This window comes from Pseudomonas sp. UMAB-40, assembly GCF_900095275.1.
Lineage (GTDB): Bacteria > Pseudomonadota > Gammaproteobacteria > Pseudomonadales > Pseudomonadaceae > Aquipseudomonas > Aquipseudomonas mandelii_B.
This window is the reverse complement of the sequence record NZ_LT607567.1, coordinates 104,311-123,905: the sequence shown is the minus strand read 5'-3', so window position 1 is coordinate 123,905 and position 19,595 is coordinate 104,311. Positions and strand designations below refer to the sequence as shown.

Annotated in this window: 17 protein-coding genes; 9 read left to right on the top strand and 8 right to left on the bottom strand. The window is 59.1% G+C overall.

Annotation, left to right across the window (positions count from 1 at the left end; genetic code table 11):
- Positions 1 to 53: 53 nt before the first annotated feature.
- The 5 genes from K0F88_RS22760 to K0F88_RS22740 all read right to left on the bottom strand — a co-directional run bounded on the left by K0F88_RS22760 (position 54) and on the right by K0F88_RS22740 (position 7,662).
- Positions 54 to 2,873, bottom strand: a complete 2,820-nt coding sequence (locus K0F88_RS22760; RefSeq protein ID WP_219096614.1) for an FAD-binding and (Fe-S)-binding domain-containing protein — start codon at positions 2,871 to 2,873, stop codon at positions 54 to 56.
- Entirely contained in the window at positions 2,870 to 3,541 is a 672-nt protein-coding gene (locus tag K0F88_RS22755; protein ID WP_094469199.1) for a lactate utilization protein C, read from the bottom strand. The genes K0F88_RS22760 and K0F88_RS22755 overlap by 4 nt, the downstream gene beginning before the upstream one ends.
- A complete protein-coding gene (locus K0F88_RS22750; RefSeq protein ID WP_094469198.1) occupies positions 3,541 to 4,995 on the bottom strand; it encodes a LutB/LldF family L-lactate oxidation iron-sulfur protein in 1,455 nt (484 codons plus the stop codon). The genes K0F88_RS22755 and K0F88_RS22750 overlap by 1 nt, the downstream gene beginning before the upstream one ends.
- Complete coding sequence (locus K0F88_RS22745; RefSeq protein ID WP_094469197.1) at positions 4,992 to 5,816, bottom strand: (Fe-S)-binding protein; 825 nt, start codon at positions 5,814 to 5,816, stop codon at positions 4,992 to 4,994. The genes K0F88_RS22750 and K0F88_RS22745 overlap by 4 nt, the downstream gene beginning before the upstream one ends.
- A 151-nt stretch (positions 5,817 to 5,967) precedes the next feature.
- Positions 5,968 to 7,662: a lactate permease LctP family transporter gene (locus K0F88_RS22740; protein WP_219096613.1), complete on the bottom strand. Its 1,695-nt coding sequence runs from the start codon at positions 7,660 to 7,662 to the stop codon at positions 5,968 to 5,970.
- Positions 7,663 to 7,924: 262 nt separating this feature from the next.
- On the opposite strand from K0F88_RS22740, the gene K0F88_RS22735 reads away from it, so the two are divergent.
- A complete protein-coding gene (locus K0F88_RS22735; RefSeq protein WP_219096612.1) occupies positions 7,925 to 8,692 on the top strand; it encodes a GntR family transcriptional regulator in 768 nt (255 codons plus the stop codon).
- 130 nt (positions 8,693 to 8,822) lie between these two features.
- Here K0F88_RS22735 and smpB read toward each other — a convergent pair whose 3' ends face one another.
- Positions 8,823 to 9,305 carry an SsrA-binding protein SmpB gene (gene smpB / locus K0F88_RS22730; RefSeq protein WP_123405120.1) on the bottom strand — a complete coding sequence of 161 codons (483 nt, stop codon included), beginning with the start codon at positions 9,303 to 9,305 and terminating at the stop codon, positions 8,823 to 8,825.
- A 118-nt stretch (positions 9,306 to 9,423) separates the two neighbouring features.
- Here smpB and K0F88_RS22725 point away from each other — a divergent pair, with 118 nt between their 5' ends.
- Genes K0F88_RS22725 through K0F88_RS22715 form a run of 3 tightly spaced genes read left to right on the top strand, consistent with a single transcriptional unit; the run spans position 9,424 to position 11,576 of the window.
- Complete coding sequence (locus tag K0F88_RS22725; RefSeq protein ID WP_094469193.1) at positions 9,424 to 10,827, top strand: sodium-dependent transporter; 1,404 nt, start codon at positions 9,424 to 9,426, stop codon at positions 10,825 to 10,827.
- Positions 10,828 to 10,834: 7 nt separating this feature from the next.
- Positions 10,835 to 11,269 carry a type II toxin-antitoxin system RatA family toxin gene (locus tag K0F88_RS22720; protein WP_219096611.1) on the top strand — a complete coding sequence of 145 codons (435 nt, stop codon included), beginning with the start codon at positions 10,835 to 10,837 and terminating at the stop codon, positions 11,267 to 11,269.
- On the top strand, positions 11,262 to 11,576 hold the full coding sequence (locus K0F88_RS22715; protein ID WP_094469191.1) for an RnfH family protein: 315 nt from the start codon (positions 11,262 to 11,264) through the stop codon (positions 11,574 to 11,576). Before K0F88_RS22720 ends, K0F88_RS22715 begins: the two co-directional genes overlap by 8 nt.
- Positions 11,577 to 11,637: 61 nt before the next feature.
- Here K0F88_RS22715 and K0F88_RS22710 read toward each other — a convergent pair whose 3' ends face one another.
- The gene (locus K0F88_RS22710) at positions 11,638 to 12,165 is read right to left on the bottom strand and encodes an outer membrane protein assembly factor BamE (RefSeq protein ID WP_010463534.1); all 528 of its coding nucleotides are present in this window, start codon (positions 12,163 to 12,165) and stop codon (positions 11,638 to 11,640) included.
- A 97-nt stretch (positions 12,166 to 12,262) separates the two neighbouring features.
- On the opposite strand from K0F88_RS22710, the gene fur reads away from it, so the two are divergent.
- Positions 12,263 to 12,667, top strand: a complete 405-nt coding sequence (gene fur, locus K0F88_RS22705; protein WP_003197684.1) for a ferric iron uptake transcriptional regulator — start codon at positions 12,263 to 12,265, stop codon at positions 12,665 to 12,667.
- A gap of 75 nt (positions 12,668 to 12,742) precedes the next feature.
- Here fur and recN read toward each other — a convergent pair whose 3' ends face one another.
- Positions 12,743 to 14,416 (bottom strand): DNA repair protein RecN, encoded by a 1,674-nt coding sequence (recN, locus tag K0F88_RS22700; protein ID WP_219096610.1) that lies wholly within the window; start codon positions 14,414 to 14,416, stop codon positions 12,743 to 12,745.
- Between the two features lie 239 nt (positions 14,417 to 14,655).
- Here recN and grpE point away from each other — a divergent pair, with 239 nt between their 5' ends.
- From grpE to dapB, 4 genes are all read left to right on the top strand, one after another.
- Entirely contained in the window at positions 14,656 to 15,222 is a 567-nt protein-coding gene (grpE, locus tag K0F88_RS22695; protein ID WP_219096609.1) for a nucleotide exchange factor GrpE, read from the top strand.
- 102 nt (positions 15,223 to 15,324) lie between these two features.
- Positions 15,325 to 17,241: a molecular chaperone DnaK gene (dnaK, locus tag K0F88_RS22690; RefSeq protein WP_219096608.1), complete on the top strand. Its 1,917-nt coding sequence runs from the start codon at positions 15,325 to 15,327 to the stop codon at positions 17,239 to 17,241.
- Positions 17,242 to 17,538: 297 nt separating this feature from the next.
- Positions 17,539 to 18,663, top strand: a complete 1,125-nt coding sequence (gene dnaJ, locus K0F88_RS22685; RefSeq protein ID WP_010463516.1) for a molecular chaperone DnaJ — start codon at positions 17,539 to 17,541, stop codon at positions 18,661 to 18,663.
- A 10-nt stretch (positions 18,664 to 18,673) separates the two neighbouring features.
- The gene (dapB, locus tag K0F88_RS22680) at positions 18,674 to 19,477 is read left to right on the top strand and encodes a 4-hydroxy-tetrahydrodipicolinate reductase (protein WP_109627907.1); all 804 of its coding nucleotides are present in this window, start codon (positions 18,674 to 18,676) and stop codon (positions 19,475 to 19,477) included.
- Positions 19,478 to 19,595 lie beyond the last annotated feature (118 nt).

Genomic DNA, 19,595 nt, shown 5'->3' with positions numbered 1-19,595 from the left:
AAGCCCGGCAATGTCCGGGCTTAATGAGTGGACTGTGGCAGCGCGTCAGGGTTCTATTTTTGTTGCGTAACCCTTGCCTGCGTTACCCGGTCCACCAAATAGACTAGTCCGTGATAATCGATTCCGCCGTATTGCGTCAGTCCGATCTCACAAGTGCGACTGGTGGAAATCCCCTCGCTGCACTGCTGCACCGCGTCCTTGAGCGTGCGCAGCGAATGAGCATTCAACTCCGGCGTGGTGAAACCCTTGTCCCCTGCAAAACCACAGCAATGAATGCCCTCGGGAATGACCACGTTTTTGCTGCATCTGCGCGCCAGATCGATCAACGCCTGGCTCTCGCCAAGGTGCTGGGTGCTGCAAGTGACGTGCACCGCGATCGGCGCTTCCTGCGGTGTGAAATCCAGGCGATCCATCAAATGCGTACGGATGAATCGCACCGGGTCGTACAGGTCCAGTCGGACTTCGCCCAGATCCTGAACCAGGCGCAGCGTGCAAGGACTGGTGTCGCAATAGATCGGATCGAGCCCGCCGCGACTGGCGTGCAGCAGCGCGCCGATCAGTTCCTGGCGTTTGTGTTCAGCCTGTTCGGCGTAACCTTTTGACGCAAACGGCTGACCGCAGCAGAGGCTGTCCTGATTGTCGGGAAAGACGACCTGGTAACCGGCCTTTTCCAGCAGCCCACGGGTTTTGTCGTACAGCGACATCTGCTCTTTATCACCCGCCGCCGGGCCCATGACCCGCGAAACGCACGCCGCCAGATACACCACGCGAGGGCGCTCGTCCGATACAACGGGGCTGAAGCGAATGGCTTTTTCTGGCTGCGGCATAGCGTTGGTCCATTGCGGGACCTGACCTTTGGACAGCTTGGTCAACGTCGCCGACAACTTGGCCAGACGCGGTGCGCCCAGCAGCATCCGCGCACCGTTGGCCACGTGCAGGGTGAAGCGCGCGCCTTGCAGCGCGGTGGCGAAATTTCCTTCAAGCCAGTTGGCGGTTTTCGTATGCGTCGCTTTGCGGCTGCGAAGCTTTTTCACCAGCTCACCGGTGTTGATGCCTACAGGGCAACGTTGCGCGCACAAGCCGGTGGCGGCGCAGGTGTCGATGCCTTGGTATTCGTAGGCGGCTTCAAGTTCGGAGGTGTCGACGCCTGCGCGTTTCTTCGCCTGAATGTCCCGCCAGATCACGATGCGCTGGCGCGGGCTCAGGGTCAGGCCTTTCGACGGGCAGACCGGTTCGCAGAAACCGCACTCGATGCATTTATCCACAATCTCGTCGGCGGCCGGCAGCGGTTTCAGGTGCTTGAGGTGGATCTGCGAATCTTCGCTGAGCACCACGTCCGGGTTGAGGATGCCGTTGGGATCGAGCAGCCGTTTGAGTTGCCACATCAACTGGTAAGCATCGCTGCCCCATTCCAGCTCGACAAAAGGCGCCATGTTGCGACCGGTGCCGTGCTCGGCCTTCAGCGAGCCGCCGAATTCCACCGCCACCAATTGCGCCACGTCGTCCATGAACGCCTGATAGCGTGCGACTTCTTCCGGGTTGTTGAAGCCTTGGGTGAAGACGAAGTGCAGATTACCTTCCAGGGCATGGCCGAAGAGGATCGCTTCGTCGTAGTGATGTTTGTCGAACAGCTCGATCAGACGGTTCACGCCGATGGCCAGTTGTTCAACCGGGAAGGTCACGTCTTCGATGATCACCGTGGTACCGGTTTTGCGCACGGCGCCGACCGCAGGGAAGGTGTCCTTGCGGATTGCCCAGAGTCGGGCGTTTTCCACTGGGTCTTCGGTGAAATCGACTTGTTTTTCCACAGGGAAAGAGGTCAGCGACGCCATGATCTGCGCCAGTTGTTCCTGTAGCAACGTGGACGAGGCGGCGCGGGATTCAATCAGCAGCGCGCAGGCATTGTTCGACAGCTGTTGTACGAAAGCCGGCATGCCGGGTTTGTCCTGCACCGAACGCAGGCTGCGACGGTCCAACAGTTCGACTGCCGATACTGGTTGGCTTTTCAGCACGGTGACGGCGTTGCAGCAGGTTTCCACGTCCGGGAACACGATCAGCGCCGAGGCCTTGTTCGGGTGGTCGATGACCGTGTCGTAGGTCACCGCGCTGATGAAACCGAGCGTGCCTTCGGAACCCACCAGCAAGTGACTCAAGATATCCACAGGCTCGTCGAAATCCACCAGCGCATTGAGTGACAGGCCAGTGGTGTTTTTCAGACGGTATTTGTGGCGGATTCTCGCAGCCAGTTCGGCATTGGCGCGGGTCTCGCGGCCCAATGTTGCCAGACGTTCAAGCAGCGCGGCGTGGCTCTGGCGAAACGCCGCAACGCTCGCCGCATCTTCGGTATCGAGACGGCTGCCGTCGGCCAGCACCAGACGAATACCGGCCAGCGTGTGGTAGGTGTTCTGCGCCGTGCCGCAGCACATGCCGCTGGCGTTGTTGGCGACGATGCCGCCGATTTTGCAGGCGTTGATCGAGGCCGGGTCCGGGCCGATCTTGCGCCCGAACGGCGCCAGCCAGGCGTTGGCTTGCGCGCCGATCACACCCGGTTGCAGGCGGATTTGCGTGCCTTGGCCGCGGATCTCGCGACCGTTCCAGTTATCCCCAAGCACGATCAGCACCGAATCGCTGATGGCCTGGCCGGACAGGCTGGTGCCGGCCGCGCGGAAGGTCACCGGGACCTGATCACGTTGCGCCAGTTTGAGCAGCGCGACGACTTCGTCTTCGGACTCGACCCGGATCACCAGTTTCGGAATCAGCCGGTAGAAACTGGCGTCGGTGCCGAAGGCCAGTGTCGACAGCGGGTCGTCGAAGCGCCGCTCTTGGGGGATCAGTTGCTGCGCATCTCGCAGGAAAGCCGCCGGTAGAGTCATTGGTCCTCCAGAATCAAAACCACCAGGTCTTTCGGACCGTGCGCGCCGTAGGCCAGGACTTGCTCGATATCAGCGGTTTTCGACGGGCCGGACACCAGCAGGGCGTTGGTCGGCATGCCTTGCGCCCAGTTGAATTCCTGCTGGACCTGATAGAAGTTGTCGCGGATTTCACTGGCCTTTAGCAGGGCAAAATGCACCGGCGGCACCAGGCTCATCAGGCGCGGTTCTTCCGGTGTCGGCCAGAGAATCAGGCTACCGGTGGCGGCGATTGCGCCGAGGGTGGTGGTCAGGCTGGCAGGGGTGTCGTTGAACAACTCGGCTTTCCACTCTTCCACCGGGCGGTCGTAGGACTTGAGAGTCGGCAGACCTGGATTGTTCGCCCAGTGTTGAGTGACGCGTTGCCCATGAGGCGTAGTCGGCGCGATCAACAAGCTCGGCAACTGACGGTCTCGCAGCAACTGTGCGAGCAGCGCCGGCCAACCTTTGCCGGACGTCAGGTGGATTTCGGTGTGCACCGCTTCCATCAGTTTGCGCAGTTGCGGGATACGTTGTTCGGCGGTGTAGGTGTAAGGCGCAGTCACCAGGTCGACGTCGAACGTGTCAGGCACCGGCGTTGTGCCTGTCAGACTTTTCCGCAGCTTGGCGAGGATGTTTTGCTTGGCGCTCATCAACGATCTCCCTGTTTGGCCAGATGCTCGCGGGCCATGTCATGCAGTGAGCGGGCGGCGGGTTTTGGTGCGCTGTGGTTTTGCGTCCACGGGCCAACATTGTTCGGTGCCAGGGCACGCAGTCGTGTGGCGAAAAAGCCGAACAGACGATACAGCGTTGGCGAACTGTTGAGTCTGGCCCAAGCGTTCCAGATAAAACGTTCCTTGCGCGAATATTTGCTGCCCTGGCCACGCATCACTTGATGCGGACTGTCCGGGGCTTTGACGTTTTCTTCCCGCAGGCGACGCAGCAGCGCCGGGATCGGAATTTTTACCGGGCAGACCTCCCCGCAAGCACCACACAACGACGACGCGCTCGGGTGGTCCGGGACGTTCGCCAGACCGACCATGTGCGGGGTGATGATTTTTCCGATAGGCCCGGGGTAAACCTCCCCATAGGCGTGGCCGCCGATTCGGGTGTAGACCGGGCAATGATTCATACAGGCGCCGCAGCGAATGCAGTTCAGGGTCTGGCGCAATTCGCTGTCGGCGAAGGCCTGGCTGCGACCGTTGTCGAGCAAGACCAGGTGCACTTCCTGCGGACCGTCGAGTTCATGTTCCTTGCGCGGGCCGGAGATCATGTTGACGTAAGTGGTGATCGGCTGGCCGAGAGCCGAGCGCGTCAGCAGCGACAACAGCGGCACCACGTCGCGCAGGTTTTCCACGACTTTTTCGATGCCGGTGACGGCGATGTGCACGGGCGGCACCGTGGTGGTCATGCGGCCGTTGCCTTCGTTCTCCACCAGCAGCAAGGTGCCGGTTTCGGCCACGGCGAAGTTGACGCCGGAGACGCCGATGTCCGCTTCGAAGAATTTCTGTCGCAAGACTTTGCGACCGATCTGAATGAGTTGGTCAACGTCCTTGGTGTACTCCACGCCAAGTTTGTCGTGGAACAAGGACGCGACCTGACCGGCGTTCTTGTGGATCGCCGGCATAATAATGTGTGAAGGCTTCTCGTGGTCGAGCTGGACGATGTACTCGCCCATGTCCGATTCCAGGCATTCAATGCCCCGATCAGCGAGGAAGTGATTCATCTCCATCTCTTCGCTGACCATCGATTTGCCCTTGATCACTTGCCGCCCCTCGTGAGCGCGGATGATCGAGAGGACGATGCCATTGGCTTCGTCCACCGTTTCCGCCCAGTGCACTGTCACACCGTTGCGGGTCAGGTTCTGTTCAAGCTGCTCGAGCAGGTCGGGCAACTTGGATAACGCACGGGCGCGGACAGCATTGCCCAGCGCTCGCAAATGTTCTCTTTCATGGGCATCGCTGAAAGACGCTGCCCGTTTTGTCATCAGAGAATCCATCGCAGTGCGAAAGTTGTTTCGCAGCTGCTTGTCACCCAATGCTTTGTGAGCCCGGGTGCGAAAATCTTCTTCCACGGCAACCGTAGGAATAATCGCGGAAGCGTTCATAGAACACCTCCGGTTCGCTGCCAAAGGAAACTGGCCAGGTGTTGGCCGCGCAACGCTTCCTTCTGTTTCTCCAGCGAGCCGTTGATGTTCATCAGGCAACCGCAATCGGCACTGAGGACCTTGTGTGCGCCGGATTCCTTCAACGACCTTGTCTTGTCAGCCACCATCGCGCCGGAAATATCTGGCATACGGACGCTGAAAGTCCCACCGAAGCCACAGCATTCACTTTCGTGGCTGTGATCGACGCGTTCCACGTTGCCCAACTGCGCCAACAACTCGCGGCCATGCAAGTGGGTGTTCATCTCACGGCGTGCCGAACACGAGGTGTGCAACGCCACTTTTACCGGCTCACCGCTGTCCTTGAGCTGCACCTTGCAGACGAACAACAGGAACTCGGCCAGTTCGTAAGTCCGGGCCGCCAGCGCCTGAACCTGTTTCAACGTCTGCGGCTCGTCCTTGAACAAGTCGGCGTAGTGTTCGCGCAACATCCCGGCACAGGATCCCGACGGCACCACCACCGGGTAATCCCCGGCGAACAGCGCCAGTTGCGAGCGCGCCACGGTCCTTGCCTGCTCGGTGTAACCCGAGGTGTAGGCCGGTTGTCCGCAGCAGCTCTGCCCTTGCGGGTACTCGACACGAATGCCTTCACGTTCTAGCAAGTGAATCGCGTCCATCCCGGCTTCGGGGTAGAACAAGTCCACCACGCAGGTCCCGAACAGGTAGACCCGAGACGGTTTCTCGCTGGGGTATTGTCGAGGTTCGGGCAGTGGCGGGGCGACGCGGGTCGCGTTCGGCACGGCGTTGTAAAAAAGCTCGCTCATCAGGCGTGTCTCCGGGTGGGCCCGGTTATCCGTCCGCTGAGGCTGCTGAATATAGAGAGGGAAGCTTTCAGCAGCCTTACAGACCGGGTTGTGAATAGCTGACGCCGGAATCGTGGTCCGGCGTCGGTTTTTTCGATGTGGCTTGTAGTCCCTAGTGCACCAACATGCCAGTGAGCCAGTAGGCCTGGACGTAGGTGATCAGGCCGACGATGGTGGCGAAGAACAGGCTGTGCTTGAGGGTGAAGCGGAACAGGTCCGATTCCTTGCCTACCAGACCGGTCGCGGCGCAGGCCACGGCGATCGACTGCGGCGAGATCATCTTGCCAGTCACGCCGCCGCTGGTGTTTGCCGCCACCAACAGCACATCGCTCACACCGATCTGGTGCGCGGTGGTCGCTTGCAGCGAACTGAACAGCGCGTTGGACGACGTATCGGAACCGGTCAGGAACACGCCCAGCCAGCCGAGGAACGGCGAGAAGAACGGGAACGCCGCGCCAGTGCCTGCCAATACCAGTGCCATGGTCGAAGACATGCCCGAGTAGTTGGTGACGAAGGCGAACGCCAACACCATGCCGATCGACAGAATCGGCCAGCGCAGTTCGTAGAAGGTCTCTCTCAAAGTGGTAAGACCAGTTTTGAAGTTGATCTTCAGCACCAGCATCGAGATCAGCGCGGAGAAGAAAATCGCCGTGCCGGTCGCGGAAATCGGGTCGAGTTTGAACACCGCTGGAATGGCGGTCGGCGCAGTCACGATCGGCGCGACCTTGATCACCATCTGATCCAGGTGCGGGATGGCGAAGTTGAACACCCAGCTGTACATCGAACCGCCGGCGGCGAACATGGCCTTGAACGGTTTCAGGGTCCAGATGGTGACCAGCACGGTGAGGATCAGGAACGGCGACCAGGCTTTGACGATTTCGAACAGGCTGTAAGGCGACGCGACGCTGGTGCGCGGCTGACCGAAACCGCCGGCGCTGGCGGTCACCACGGACGCCGAGACGGCACCGGCGATGTGTTGGCCGGCGGCGCGTTTTGGCTGCCAGACTTTCAGGAACAGCGTCAGGGAAATCAGGCTGGCCAGGGCCGAGGTGATGTCCGGCAACTCAGGGCCGATGAAGTTCGACGTGAAGTATTGGGTGATGGCGAAGCTCAAGCCAGCCACCAGCGCAGCAGGCCAGGTCTCCCGAACGCCGCGCAGGCCGTCCATCATGAACACCAGCCAGAACGGCACGAACAGCGACAGCAACGGCAGTTGGCGGCCGGTCATGGCGCCGATCTTGAACGCGTCGATACCGGTCACTTGCCCGGCCACGATGATTGGAATCCCCAGGGCACCGAAGGCCACTGGCGCGGTGTTGGCGATCAGGCACAGGCCGGCCGCGTACAGTGGGTTGAAGCCCAGTCCTACAAGCAGCGCGGCGGTAATCGCTACCGGCGCACCGAAACCGGCGGCACCTTCCAGGAACGCACCGAAGCAGAAACCGATCAGCAGCACCTGCAAACGCTGGTCGTCGGTGATCGACAACACCGAGCTGCGAATCACTTCGAACTGACCACTCTTGACCGTCAGTTTGTAGAGGAACACGGCCGCGACAATGATCCAGGCAATCGGCCACAGACCGTAGGCAAAGCCATAGCCTGCGGCGGCGAAGGCCATATCGACCGGCATCTGGAAGGCAAAGATTGCAACGGCGATGGACAACGCCAGGGTGATGCTGCCGGCCACATGGCCTTTGAGGCGGAACACCGCCAACGCCAGGAAGAAAAACACGATGGGGATAACGGCCGCGAGCGCGGAGACGCCAAGGCTGCCGAGCGGGGTATAGAGCTGTTGCCAGGTTTGCATATGGGGTGGCCCCTAATTGTTGTTGGTCAGGCACTGGTCAGCGTTCTTGGATAATTGGTAATACCAATTTACAATCGCTGTTGGCTAGGGTAAAAGCCTTGTATGCGGTGTGTCAATTTGTCGCCCTAAAACTTTTGTCGAATAAGCGCCAAAACGTGGGCGTGATCCGCTTTAACAAATGCCGTCTGGTAGGTGCTGGCACAGCGCCGATAGGCCAGAATAGAGGGCCCGGCGAGCCGTCGGGACCGTGGAGAATTGAGTTATGGGGTTTGATCAGATTCGTCAGCGCCGTTTGTCTGACGATATTGTCGAGCGGCTCGAGGGGATGATCCTCGAAGGCACACTGAAGTCTGGCGAACGCTTGCCGGCCGAGCGCGCGTTGGCTGAGCAGTTCGGCGTGTCACGCCCTTCGTTGCGCGAGGCAATTCAGAAACTGGCGGCAAAGGGCTTGCTGGTCAGCCGCCAGGGGGGCGGCAATTATGTGGTGGAGTCGCTGGGTTCGACCTTCAGCGATCCGCTGTTGCATCTGCTGGAAAGCAACCCGGAAGCCCAGCGCGATCTGCTGGAGTTTCGCCATACGCTGGAGGCGTCCTGCGCGTATTACGCGGCACTGCGCGCCACGGATGTCGATCGCGAGCGACTGACGGCGGCTTTCAATCAGTTGCAGGACTGCTACACGCGTCACGATGAGGTGAGTCGGGCGGAAGAGGGCGCGGCGGATGCGAAATTTCATTTGGCGATTGCCGAAGCCAGTCACAACGCTGTGTTGTTGCACACCATTCGCGGGCTCTTCGACCTGCTCAAGCGCAACGTGGTGACCAACATTGGCGGCATGTACAAGCAGCGCACGGAAACCCGCGACATGCTGATCACGCAGCACCGGGAGTTGTACCTGGCGATTATCGAAGGGCGGGCGGAACAGGCACGGGAAGTCTCCAGTCGACACATCCTGTATGTGCAGGAAGTGCTGGAAGAAGTGCGTCAGGAAGTTCAGCGCATGGCCCGGGCGGAGCGGCGCAAGGGGATGTAGTTAGCGAGATTTGTAGTGAGTGTGCTATCGCCATCGCGAGCAGGCTCGCTCCCACACTGGATTTGTGAACGACACAAAACAAATGTGGGAGCGAGCCTGCTCGCGATGGCGGTCTTGGGCGAAAAGAGAGTTAGTCTTCCTTGCCCTTGTTACGCACCGCACGCTGCAATTCGCGACCGGCATCGCGTTCGCGTTCGGTATCACGCTTGTCGTATTCCTTCTTGCCCTTGCCCAGTGCGATCTCGCACTTGACCATGTGCTTGCTCCAGTACCAGGACAGGCACACGCAGGCATAGCCTTTTTGCTGCACGGCGGAGGCCAGCTTTTCCAGCTCGCGGCGGTTGAGCAGCAATTTGCGGGTGCGGGTCGGATCGGCGATGACGTGGGTGCTGGCGGTCATCAGTGGCGTAATGTGGCTGCCGAGCAGCCAGGCTTCGCCATCCTTGAGCAGCACGTAACTGTCAACCAGTTGCAGCTTGCTCGCCCGCAGACTTTTTACTTCCCAGCCGGCCAGGACCAGACCAGCCTCGAACTTATGCTCGATGAAGTAATCGTGTCGCGCCTTTTTGTTTTGCGCGATGGTCCCTGTTGGGTGTTTCTTCTGTTTAGCCATAGGGGCGGCATTATAGGGAGTTGCACGCAAGTCGGCTACGGTATCGCTACGTGCTTGAGCAGGTTGATTGAATCCCGGACAATGCGGCCTCTTTTTTGAACGCTTGGGCGTGATAACGATGTCGACAGACAAGGTTTCTGTCCACGGCAGTTGGGCTAGCCGCTGGGTCTTCATACTCGCCGCGACCGGTTCGGCCGTGGGCCTGGGTAGTATCTGGAAATTCCCGTACATGGTCGGCGTCTACGGCGGCGGCGCCTTCGTGCTGATGTTCCTGGCCTGTATCGCGCTGATCGGTGTGCCGGTCATGCTGGCCGAAACCCTGATAGGCCGCCGCGCGCGGCAGAGCCCGGCCAACGCCTTGAAGGTGCTGGCGGTGGAGGCAGGACACTCGGGCAAGTGGTCCTGGGGCGCATTCGCCGGGATGATTACGGCGTTGCTGATCCTGTCTTTCTATAGTGTGGTTGGCGGCTGGTCGCTGGATTACATCATCGACATGGGCCGTGGCGACTTTCAGGGAGCAACGCCCGATCAGGTCGGCGCGTACTTTGGCAATGTGATCGCCGATCCATGGCGCCTGACACTTTGGCATACGATTTTCATGCTGCTGTCTGCCGTCGTCATCGCCAAAGGCGTAGTCGCCGGGCTTGAACGCAGCCTGCGGATCATGATGCCGCTGCTCTTTGTGATGATTCTGGTGCTGCTGGGCTACAGCATGACCACCGGGCATTTCATGGAAGGCGTGCATTTCATGTTCGACTTCCACCCGGAAAAAGTACTCGATGGCTTGCTGCCGGCCATGGGGCACGCGTTCTTCTCCCTGAGCGTGGGCGTCGGTTCGATCATGATTTACGGCGCTTACATGCCCAAGCATTCGTCGATCTCCGGCACCGTGGTCGGCGTGGCGCTGCTCGACACCTTCGTTTCGCTGGTGGCTGGTCTGGCATTGTTTCCGATTGTGTTCGCTGCGGGCTTGAACCCGAGCGAAGGCCCGGGCCTGATGTTTGTCAGCCTGCCATTTGCCTTCGGTAACGTAGCGTTCGGCCAGTTGATGGGCGTAGTGTTCTTCGTACTGGTCGCGGTGGCTGCCTGGAGCTCGGCGATTTCCCTGCTCGAGCCGATGGTGGCTTACCTGGTTGAGCGCACCAAAGTCAGCCGCGCTTGGGTGACTTTCTGGTTGGCATTTATCTGCTGGTTCGTGGGCCTGGGCACGGTGTTTTCCTTCAATATCTGGAAGGAAGCCAAATTTTTCGTGAACGAAGGCGGGATGTTCCATCTCTATCAATGGGGTGCCGCAGGCGGCCTGGACTTCTTTGGCGTGATCGATTTCTTCACGTCGCGGATCATGTTGCCACTCGGTGGTTTGTGTTTCGTGGTGTTTGCAGGCTGGGTGATGGGGCGTGAAGCGGTACGCGACGAGTTGTCGATCCGCAGCCCTGCGTTGTTCGCCTTGTCCTTGTTCTTGATGCGCTATGTGGCGCCCATCGGCATTCTCGTAGTGTTTGCCGCACAGCTGTGGAAGTGACGCTGACATGACGACACACATTCAACGTTCGGCTCTGCTGCCTTACCCGGCGCAAGCGCTGTATGACCTGGTCAACGACGTGGCGCGTTACCCGGAATTTCTGCCGTGGTGTTCCACCGCCGAAGTGCTGGAAAGCACTCTCGAACACATGCGTGCCAGCGTCGGCGTGGCCAAGGGTGGGTTGAGTCAGCATTTCGTCACCCGAAACACTTTAGTGCCCGGCCATTCAATCGAGATGAACCTCGAGGAAGGACCTTTCACCCAGTTGCACGGCATTTGGGTGTTCAAGCCGTTGGGCGAAAAGGCCTGCAAGATCAGTCTGGACCTGTCCTTCGATTACGCCGGGCCGATTATTCGCGCAACCTTGGGGCCGCTGTTCAATCAGGCCGCAAACACGCTGGTGGACGCGTTTTGCCAGCGCGCCAAACAAATGCATGGTTGATCCGATGGTTGACGTCGAGGTGGCCTACGCCGCCGTTGATCGTCAGGTGCTTCTCCCGGTGTCGGTGCCAGACGGAACGACAGTACGCGGGGCTTTGCTGGCGTCAGGCATTGGCGAGTCCTTTGCGGAGCTGGATCTGGCCAATTGCCCGGTGGGGATCTTCGGTAAAGTGATCACTGATGCGGGCAGTCGACCTGTCCAGGCGGGTGATCGCATCGAGATTTACCGGCCATTGCTGGCGGATCCGAAGGAAGTTCGTCGGCTGCGTGCCGCCAAGGCTGCCGAGGCCAAAGCCCGGAATCAGTGAATCGACCAAACGCCAGACAATAAAAAACCCGGACATGCCGGGTTTTTTATTGCGTCGCAAATTATTGCGGCGAAGTTTCCAGTGGTTCTGGCGTCGGGACTGGAACGGTTTCTACACCGTCTACGTCCTTCTGGATCTGGTCCAGCAACGAACCTGGCTTGACCGGTTTTTCCGGTTTCGGCTTCTCGGCGTTTTCTGCTGGTGCAGTGACTGTTGTGCCACTGTCCTTGCCGAGAATGGCTTCGTCGCGGCTCACGCCTGGCATGAAATCACCAGAGAGGCTGACAAGTTGATCATTTGGGTTGAAGATAACGCTAATGCGTTCCTGTTGGCGTTCACCGCCACCCGGTTGCAGGCTGTACAGATAATCCCAGCGATCGGCATGGAACGTGTCGGTCAGCAGGGGATTGCCCATGATAAACCGTACTTGCTTACGGGTCATTCCCGGGCGTAACTGGTTTATCATGTCCTGCGTGACGACATTGCCCTGCTGGATGTCGATTTTGTAAACCCCGGGGAATGAACAACCGGCGAGTGCGAGCAGTCCCACAAAGGTGAAACTGGTTAGCAAGAGCTTGGTGTTTTGCATCGGTGGGCGACTTCCACTATCTTGGCTGGGACAACGTAAACGCCGATCATACCCGCATTAAGAGAAGCTGCGAAGCAGCATCGCGAGAAAGCTGACCATGGTTGAAAATAGCGAACTACGCAAAGCCGGCCTCAAAGTGACCCTTCCACGGGTCAAAATTCTGCAAATGCTCGATTCCGCCGAGCAACGCCACATGAGTGCCGAGGATGTTTACAAGGCGCTGATGGAGGCTGGTGAGGACGTCGGTCTGGCCACGGTTTACCGTGTACTGACTCAGTTCGAGGCAGCTGGCCTTGTGGTGCGGCACAACTTCGACGGGGGCCATGCGGTCTTCGAGCTGGATGACGGCAAGCATCACGACCATATGGTCAACGTCGAAACCAGCGAAGTGATCGAATTCTTCGACGAAGAAATCGAGCGCCTGCAGAAAGCCATCGTCGATAAGTACGGCTTCGAGATGGTTGATCACAATCTGGTGCTGTACGTGCGCAAGAAAAAGTAAGCATGTCGCGCGAATTTCACATTCGCGAAACGAGCGAAGGCGACCCCTGGGTCGCCTTCGTGCTTTGTGCCGTCCTTAAATCTTTGCGGTAACGACCATTTTTTTCGCGTGAGCCAGGGATTCCTTGGTCAGATCGATGCCGCCCAGCATCCGCGCCACTTCTTCAACGCGCTCATTCTTGCTCAGTTTGGAAACAGCCGTGTGGGTCGCCTCTTCGCCGCGCACCTTGTGCACGAATAGATGTTGATGGCCCTGGGCGGCCACTTGCGGCAAGTGGGTCACCGTCAGCACCTGCCCGCGTTCACCGAGACGACGCAGTAACTGGCCAACGATCTCGGCGGTTGGGCCGCCGATGCCGACGTCGACTTCGTCGAACACCAGCGTCGGTACACGTGAGGTCTGCGCGGTGATCACTTGAATAGCAAGGCTGATCCGTGACAGTTCGCCACCCGAGGCCACTTTGGCCAAGGCTTTCAATGGCTGGCCGGGGTTGGCGCTGACCAGCAGCTCTACCTGCTCCAGTCCATTAGGCAGCAGTTCGTCGCTACTGTTAGGGCGTAATTCGATTGTGAAGCGCCCGCCGGGCATGCCCAGTCGCTGGATTTCCTGTTCCACGGCGCTGGCCAGACTGTTCGAGGCTTGATGGCGCAGGTCGCTCAGCTCCCGAGCCTTCTCCTGGTAATGACGGGCATAAGAGGCCAGCTCATCGCTCAGTCGCTCGATGGATTCGTCGTTGGCGTTCAGGGTTTCGATTTCATCCAGCAGGCGCTGTTGCATCTCAGCGACCTCGGTCGGCTGGATGCGGTGTTTGCGCGCCATGGTGTAGATCGCATCCAGGCGTTCTTCCAGGTACTGAAGGCGCGCCGGGTCGGCGTCGAAGTTGTCGAGAAAGCGGTTGAGCTCGCCCACGGCTTCTTCGACCTGTATCTGTGCGCTGGTCAGCAGGCTGCTGGCTTCACCCAATGCGCCGATCGAGTTATTGACGCTCGATAGGCGGTTGAGGCTGGCGGTCAGCGCGTTCAGGACATTCCCGGAATCACTTTCGCTGCATTGCTCGACCACTTGCCGGCAGATGCCCAGCAGGGTTTCGGCGTTGGTGAGGTTCTTGTGCTCCTGCTCCAGTTGCTCCAGCTCGTTTTCGCCGAGGCCGAGGTTTTCCAGCTCTTCGAGTTGATAGCTGAGCAATTGATGGCGAGCGCGCTGCTCGTCGCCGGAATTGGAGAGGCGCTCCAGTTCCTGGCGAGTCTGGCGCCAGCGCTGGGCAGCCAGTTGCACCTGGCGGGCGAGGTCAGTGGCGCCAGCGTATTCGTCGAGCAAACGGCGGTGAGTGTCGGTCTTCAGCAGGGATTGGTGTTCGTGCTGGCTGTGGATATCGATCAGCAGCTCACCGAGAGCCTTGAGGTCACCGAGCGGGCAGGGCGTACCGTTGATATAGCCGCGAGAGCGTCCTTCGGCGGTGATGACCCGGCGCAGGATGCACGGACCGTCGCTCTCCAGGTCGCGCTCAGCCAGCCAGGCGCTGGCTTCCGGGATGTCGACCAGGTCGAAGGTTGCGAGAATGTCGGCCTTGTCGGCGCCGGGACGGACCACGCCGCTGTCGGCGCGGTCGCCCAGAGTCAGGCCGAGGGCGTCGAGCATGATCGACTTGCCGGCACCGGTTTCCCCGGTTATCACGCTCATCCCGCGATCGAGCTCGAGATCGAGATGTTCAACGATGGCGTAGTTATGTACGGACAGGTGCACCAGCATAAAGGCCGCTCCCAGGCTTTAGGTCTGGTTATTTATACAGTGTTTTATTTGCAGCTGACAATGCCCCTGAATAGCTCGATCGACTCGGTCTGACGAAATACCTGGTCGACGCGCAATCACAATGCAGCGTTTTTTGTAGGGTTAATCGCAGCCCACCCCTTGAAGCTGATTTTTGCGGCCCCATATACCGGGACAGAAGCGCGAGTTGAGCTCGCGGACGTTATTGAAAGGAGAATTCTATGGCTGACGAACAGACAGTGGATACGCAAAATCTAGACGCCGATCAGGCTGCCCAGGATTCGGGTGCTGAACTGGCGGCTCGTGTACAAGTGCTCGAAGAGCAATTGGCTGGCGCTCATGATCAAGCTTTGCGTGTAGCGGCTGATCTGCAGAACGTCCGCCGCCGCGCCGAGCAGGATGTAGAAAAAGCGCACAAATTCGCCCTGGAAAAATTTGCTGGCGATTTGTTGCCGATCATCGACAGCCTGGAGCGTGGCCTGGAGTTGTCCAACCCGGACGACGAAAGCATCCGTCCAATGCGCGAAGGCATCGAGCTGACCCTGAAAATGTTCCAGGACACCCTGAAGCGTTATCAGCTGGAAGCGATCGATCCGCATGGTGAACCGTTCAACGCCGTTCTTCATCAAGCGATGGCCATGCAGGAAAGCGCTGACGTAGAGCCGAACAGCGTTCTCAAAGTGTTCCAGAAGGGCTATCAGCTCAACGGTCGTCTGCTGCGCCCGGCCATGGTCGTGGTCAGCAAGGTCCCTGCGCCAGTTTCGCCTTCTATTGATGAGCAGGCTTGAAATTAGCCGCAAGGCCCCCATTTATAAGTCAAGCGTTTAAGTGCTACCGCAGTTAGCCACCACTGCTGCGGCAACCAAATCCAAAGTTTCGGGAGAGTGAACATGGGCAAAATTATCGGTATCGACCTGGGGACTACCAACTCCTGCGTCTCCGTGATGGAAAACGGCAAAGCCAAGGTTATTGAAAACGCTGAAGGCGCGCGTACCACGCCGTCGATCATCGCTTACGCCAACGATGGCGAAATCCTGGTTGGCCAGTCGGCCAAGCGTCAGGCTGTGACCAATCCGCATAACACCCTGTACGCGGTGAAGCGTCTGATCGGTCGTAAGTTCGACGAAGAAGTCGTACAGAAAGACATCAAGATGGTCCCGTACAAAATCGCCAAGGCTGACAACGGCGACGCGTGGGTTGAAGTGAACGGCCAGAAAATGTCGCCGCCACAGATCTCGGCTGAAATTCTGAAGAAAATGAAGAAGACCGCCGAAGACTACCTCGGCGAGCCAGTGACCGAAGCGGTGATCACCGTTCCGGCCTACTTCAACGACAGCCAGCGTCAAGCCACCAAAGACGCCGGTCGTATTGCTGGCCTGGACGTAAAACGCATCATCAACGAACCAACCGCAGCCGCTCTGGCCTACGGTATGGACAAGGCGAAGGGCGATCACACCGTGATCGTTTACGACTTGGGCGGCGGTACTTTCGACGTTTCCGTGATCGAAATCGCTGAAGTCGATGGCGAGCACCAGTTCGAAGTGTTGGCCACCAACGGTGACACGTTCCTGGGCGGTGAAGACTTTGACATTCGTCTGATCGACTACCTCGTCGACGAGTTCAAGAAAGAAAGCGGCATGAACCTCAAGGGTGACCCGCTGGCCATGCAGCGCCTGAAAGAAGCTGCTGAAAAAGCCAAGATCGAACTGTCTTCGAGCATGTCGACCGACGTGAACCTGCCGTACATCACTGCAGATGCCACCGGTCCTAAGCACTTGAACGTGAAAATCTCCCGCGCCAAGCTCGAAGCGCTGGTAGAAGACCTGGTTCAGCGCACCATCGAACCTTGCCGTATCGCTCTGAAAGACTCCGGCATCGACGTTGGCGCGATCAACGACGTGATCCTGGTAGGCGGTCAGACCCGTATGCCACTGGTTCAGAAGCTGGTGACCGAGTTCTTCGGTAAAGAAGCTCGTAAAGACGTGAACCCGGACGAAGCCGTTGCCATGGGGGCTGCTATCCAGGGCGCCGTACTGGCCGGTGACGTGAAAGACGTTCTGCTGCTCGACGTCAGCCCGCTGACCCTGGGTATCGAAACCATGGGTGGCGTGATGACTGCGCTGATCGAGAAAAACACCACGATTCCTACCAAGAAATCGCAAGTGTTCTCGACAGCCGACGACAACCAGGGCGCCGTGACCATTCACGTGTTGCAAGGTGAGCGTAAACAAGCCGCTCAGAACAAGTCCTTGGGCAAGTTCGACCTGGCCGAGATTCCACCAGCACCACGTGGCGTGCCACAAATTGAAGTGACCTTCGACATCGACGCCAACGGCATCCTGCACGTAGGCGCCAAAGACAAGGCTACCGGCAAAACTCAGTCGATCGTGATCAAGGCCAACTCCGGTCTGTCCGAGGAAGAGATTCAGCAGATGATTCGCGATGCTGAAGCCAACGCCGAGGAAGACAGCAAGTTCGCAGAGCTGGCTGCTGCCCGTAACCAGGGCGATGCACTGGTTCACTCGACGCGCAAAATGGTCGCTGACGCTGGCGATAAAGTGACCGCTGAAGAGAAGACTGCAATCGAAGCCGCTGTTGTTGCTCTGGAAGCCGCTGTCAAAGGCGACGACAAAGCTGCAATCGAAGCCAAGGTTGAAGAGCTGTCGAAAGTCTCCGCTCCAGTGGCGCAGAAGATGTACGCCGAACAGGCCCAGCCTGCCGAAGGCGCGGCACCTAACGACGAAAAAGCTGAAAAAGCCGACGACGTTGTTGATGCCGAGTTCGAAGAAGTCAAAGACCACAAGTAAGTTGTTGGTCGCCCGGTTGACTGCCTTCAGGCGGTGACTGGTAGGATGTCGCCGCGCGGGAGCTTGCTCCCGCGTTGGCGTGTCTGGAGTTAGAGAATTTTTACAGCATGCGACACCGCTCGCGTGCTGCTGGTATGGCCGGGAATGCTCCTGCTTTTCGAGCCGAAAGTACCGTATTGAATCAAAGACCAGGATCGTTGAATTGACGTGAGTTGGGTCCGGGCCTGTATTGGGGCTCAACGAGTTTGGCGAGGCTCAGGAGGGGTTTGCCGGACGTCCTTAAGAGTGCAAAGACTTATGGCAAAGCGTGACTATTACGAAATATTGGGTGTTGAGCGTGGTTCAAGCGAAGCGGACCTGAAAAAGGCCTACCGTCGCCTGGCGATGAAGCATCACCCGGACCGTAATCCCGATGACAAAGCGTCGGAAGAGATGTTCAAGGAGGCCAACGAGGCCTACGAAGTCCTGTCCGATTCCAGCAAGCGCGCGGCCTACGACCAGTACGGTCATGCCGGCGTGGACCCGAGCATGGGTGGCGGCGGTGCCGGATTTGGCGGTCAGAACTTCTCCGACATCTTTGGTGATGTCTTCAGTGACTTCTTCGGTGGCGGTCGTGGCGGTGCTCGTGGCGGCGCTCAGCGCGGCAGCGACTTGCGTTACACCCTCGAGCTGAACCTGGAAGAGGCGGTGCGCGGTACGACCGTGAATATCCGCGTTCCGACACTGGTCAACTGCAAACCGTGCGACGGCTCGGGTGCTAAGAAAGGCTCGTCGCCGGTCACTTGCCCGACGTGCGGCGGTATTGGTCAGGTGCGGATGCAGCAGGGCTTCTTCTCGGTGCAGCAAACCTGCCCGCGTTGCCACGGCCAAGGCAAGATCATTTCCGACCCGTGCAACTCCTGCAACGGCGAAGGCCGTGTCGAAGAGTACAAAACCCTCTCGGTGAAAGTGCCGGCCGGTGTGGATACCGGTGATCGCATTCGGCTGTCCGGCGAAGGCGAGGCGGGTGCGCAGGGTGGTCCTACGGGCGATCTGTACGTGGTGATCAATGTGCGCGAGCACGCGATCTTCCAGCGCGACGGCAAGCACCTGTTCTGCGAAGTGCCCATCAGTTTTGTTGATGCAGCACTGGGTGGCGAGCTGGAGATTCCAACCCTGGATGGCCGAGTCAAGCTGAAAATCCCTGAAGGGACTCAGACCGGCAAGCAGTTCCGTGTTCGCGGCAAAGGCGTTGCGCCTGTGCGTGGCGGCGGTGCCGGTGACTTGATGTGCCGTGTGGCGGTCGAAACCCCGGTCAACCTGGGTCGTCGTCAGCGTGAATTGCTGGAAGAGTTCCGCAGTTCGCTGGCGGACGACAACAGCCATTCGCCGAAAACCACCGGTTGGTTCGAAGGCGTGAAGCGCTTCTTCGGCGATTTGTAAGGAGACTGGCATGCGACGTATTGCAGTGATGGGCGCCGCCGGGCGCATGGGCAAAACCCTGATCGAGGCCGTGCAGCAACAGCCGGGCGCGGGGCTGACGGCGGCCATTGATCGCCCGGACAGCTCGCTGGTCGGTGCGGATGCCGGCGAACTGGCTGCGCTGGGTCGTATCGGTGTACCGCTGTCGGGTGATCTGGATCGCGTGGTCGACGAGTTCGACGTGCTGATCGACTTCACGCACCCGACGGTGACCCTGAAGAATCTCGCGTTCTGCCGCAAGCATCACAAGGCGATGATCATCGGTACCACCGGTTTCAGCGTTGAAGAGAAGCAGTTGCTGGCGGAGGCGGGCAAGGACATTCCGATTGTCTTTGCGGCCAACTTCAGTGTCGGTGTCAATCTTTGCCTGAAGCTGCTCGACACCGCTGCTCGCGTGCTGGGTGATGATGTCGATATCGAAATCACTGAAGCCCACCATCGGCATAAGGTCGATGCGCCGTCCGGTACTGCCGTGCGCATGGGTGAAGTGATTGCCGATGCGCTGGGGCGTGATTTGAAGAAAGTGGCGGTCTACGGTCGTGAAGGTCAGACCGGCGCTCGTGCTCGCGAAACCATCGGCTTCGCCACTGTGCGTGCCGGTGACATCGTCGGTGATCACACCGTGCTGTTCGCCGCCGATGGTGAGCGTGTCGAAATCACGCATAAAGCGTCCAGTCGCATGACCTTCGCCAAGGGTGCCGTGCGGGCAGCTTTGTGGCTGGATGGTCGCGAGCCTGGTCTTTATGACATGCAAGACGTGCTCGATCTGCGTTAAGAAGTGCCTGAAACCGGGTTCGAACCCAGCGTTTGAGCCCGGTTTTACACCGCCAAGCGACGTCCTGTCGCATTCTCCGGCCTTTAAGGCTCATTGGCGGTAGACCAAAAATGCCTTT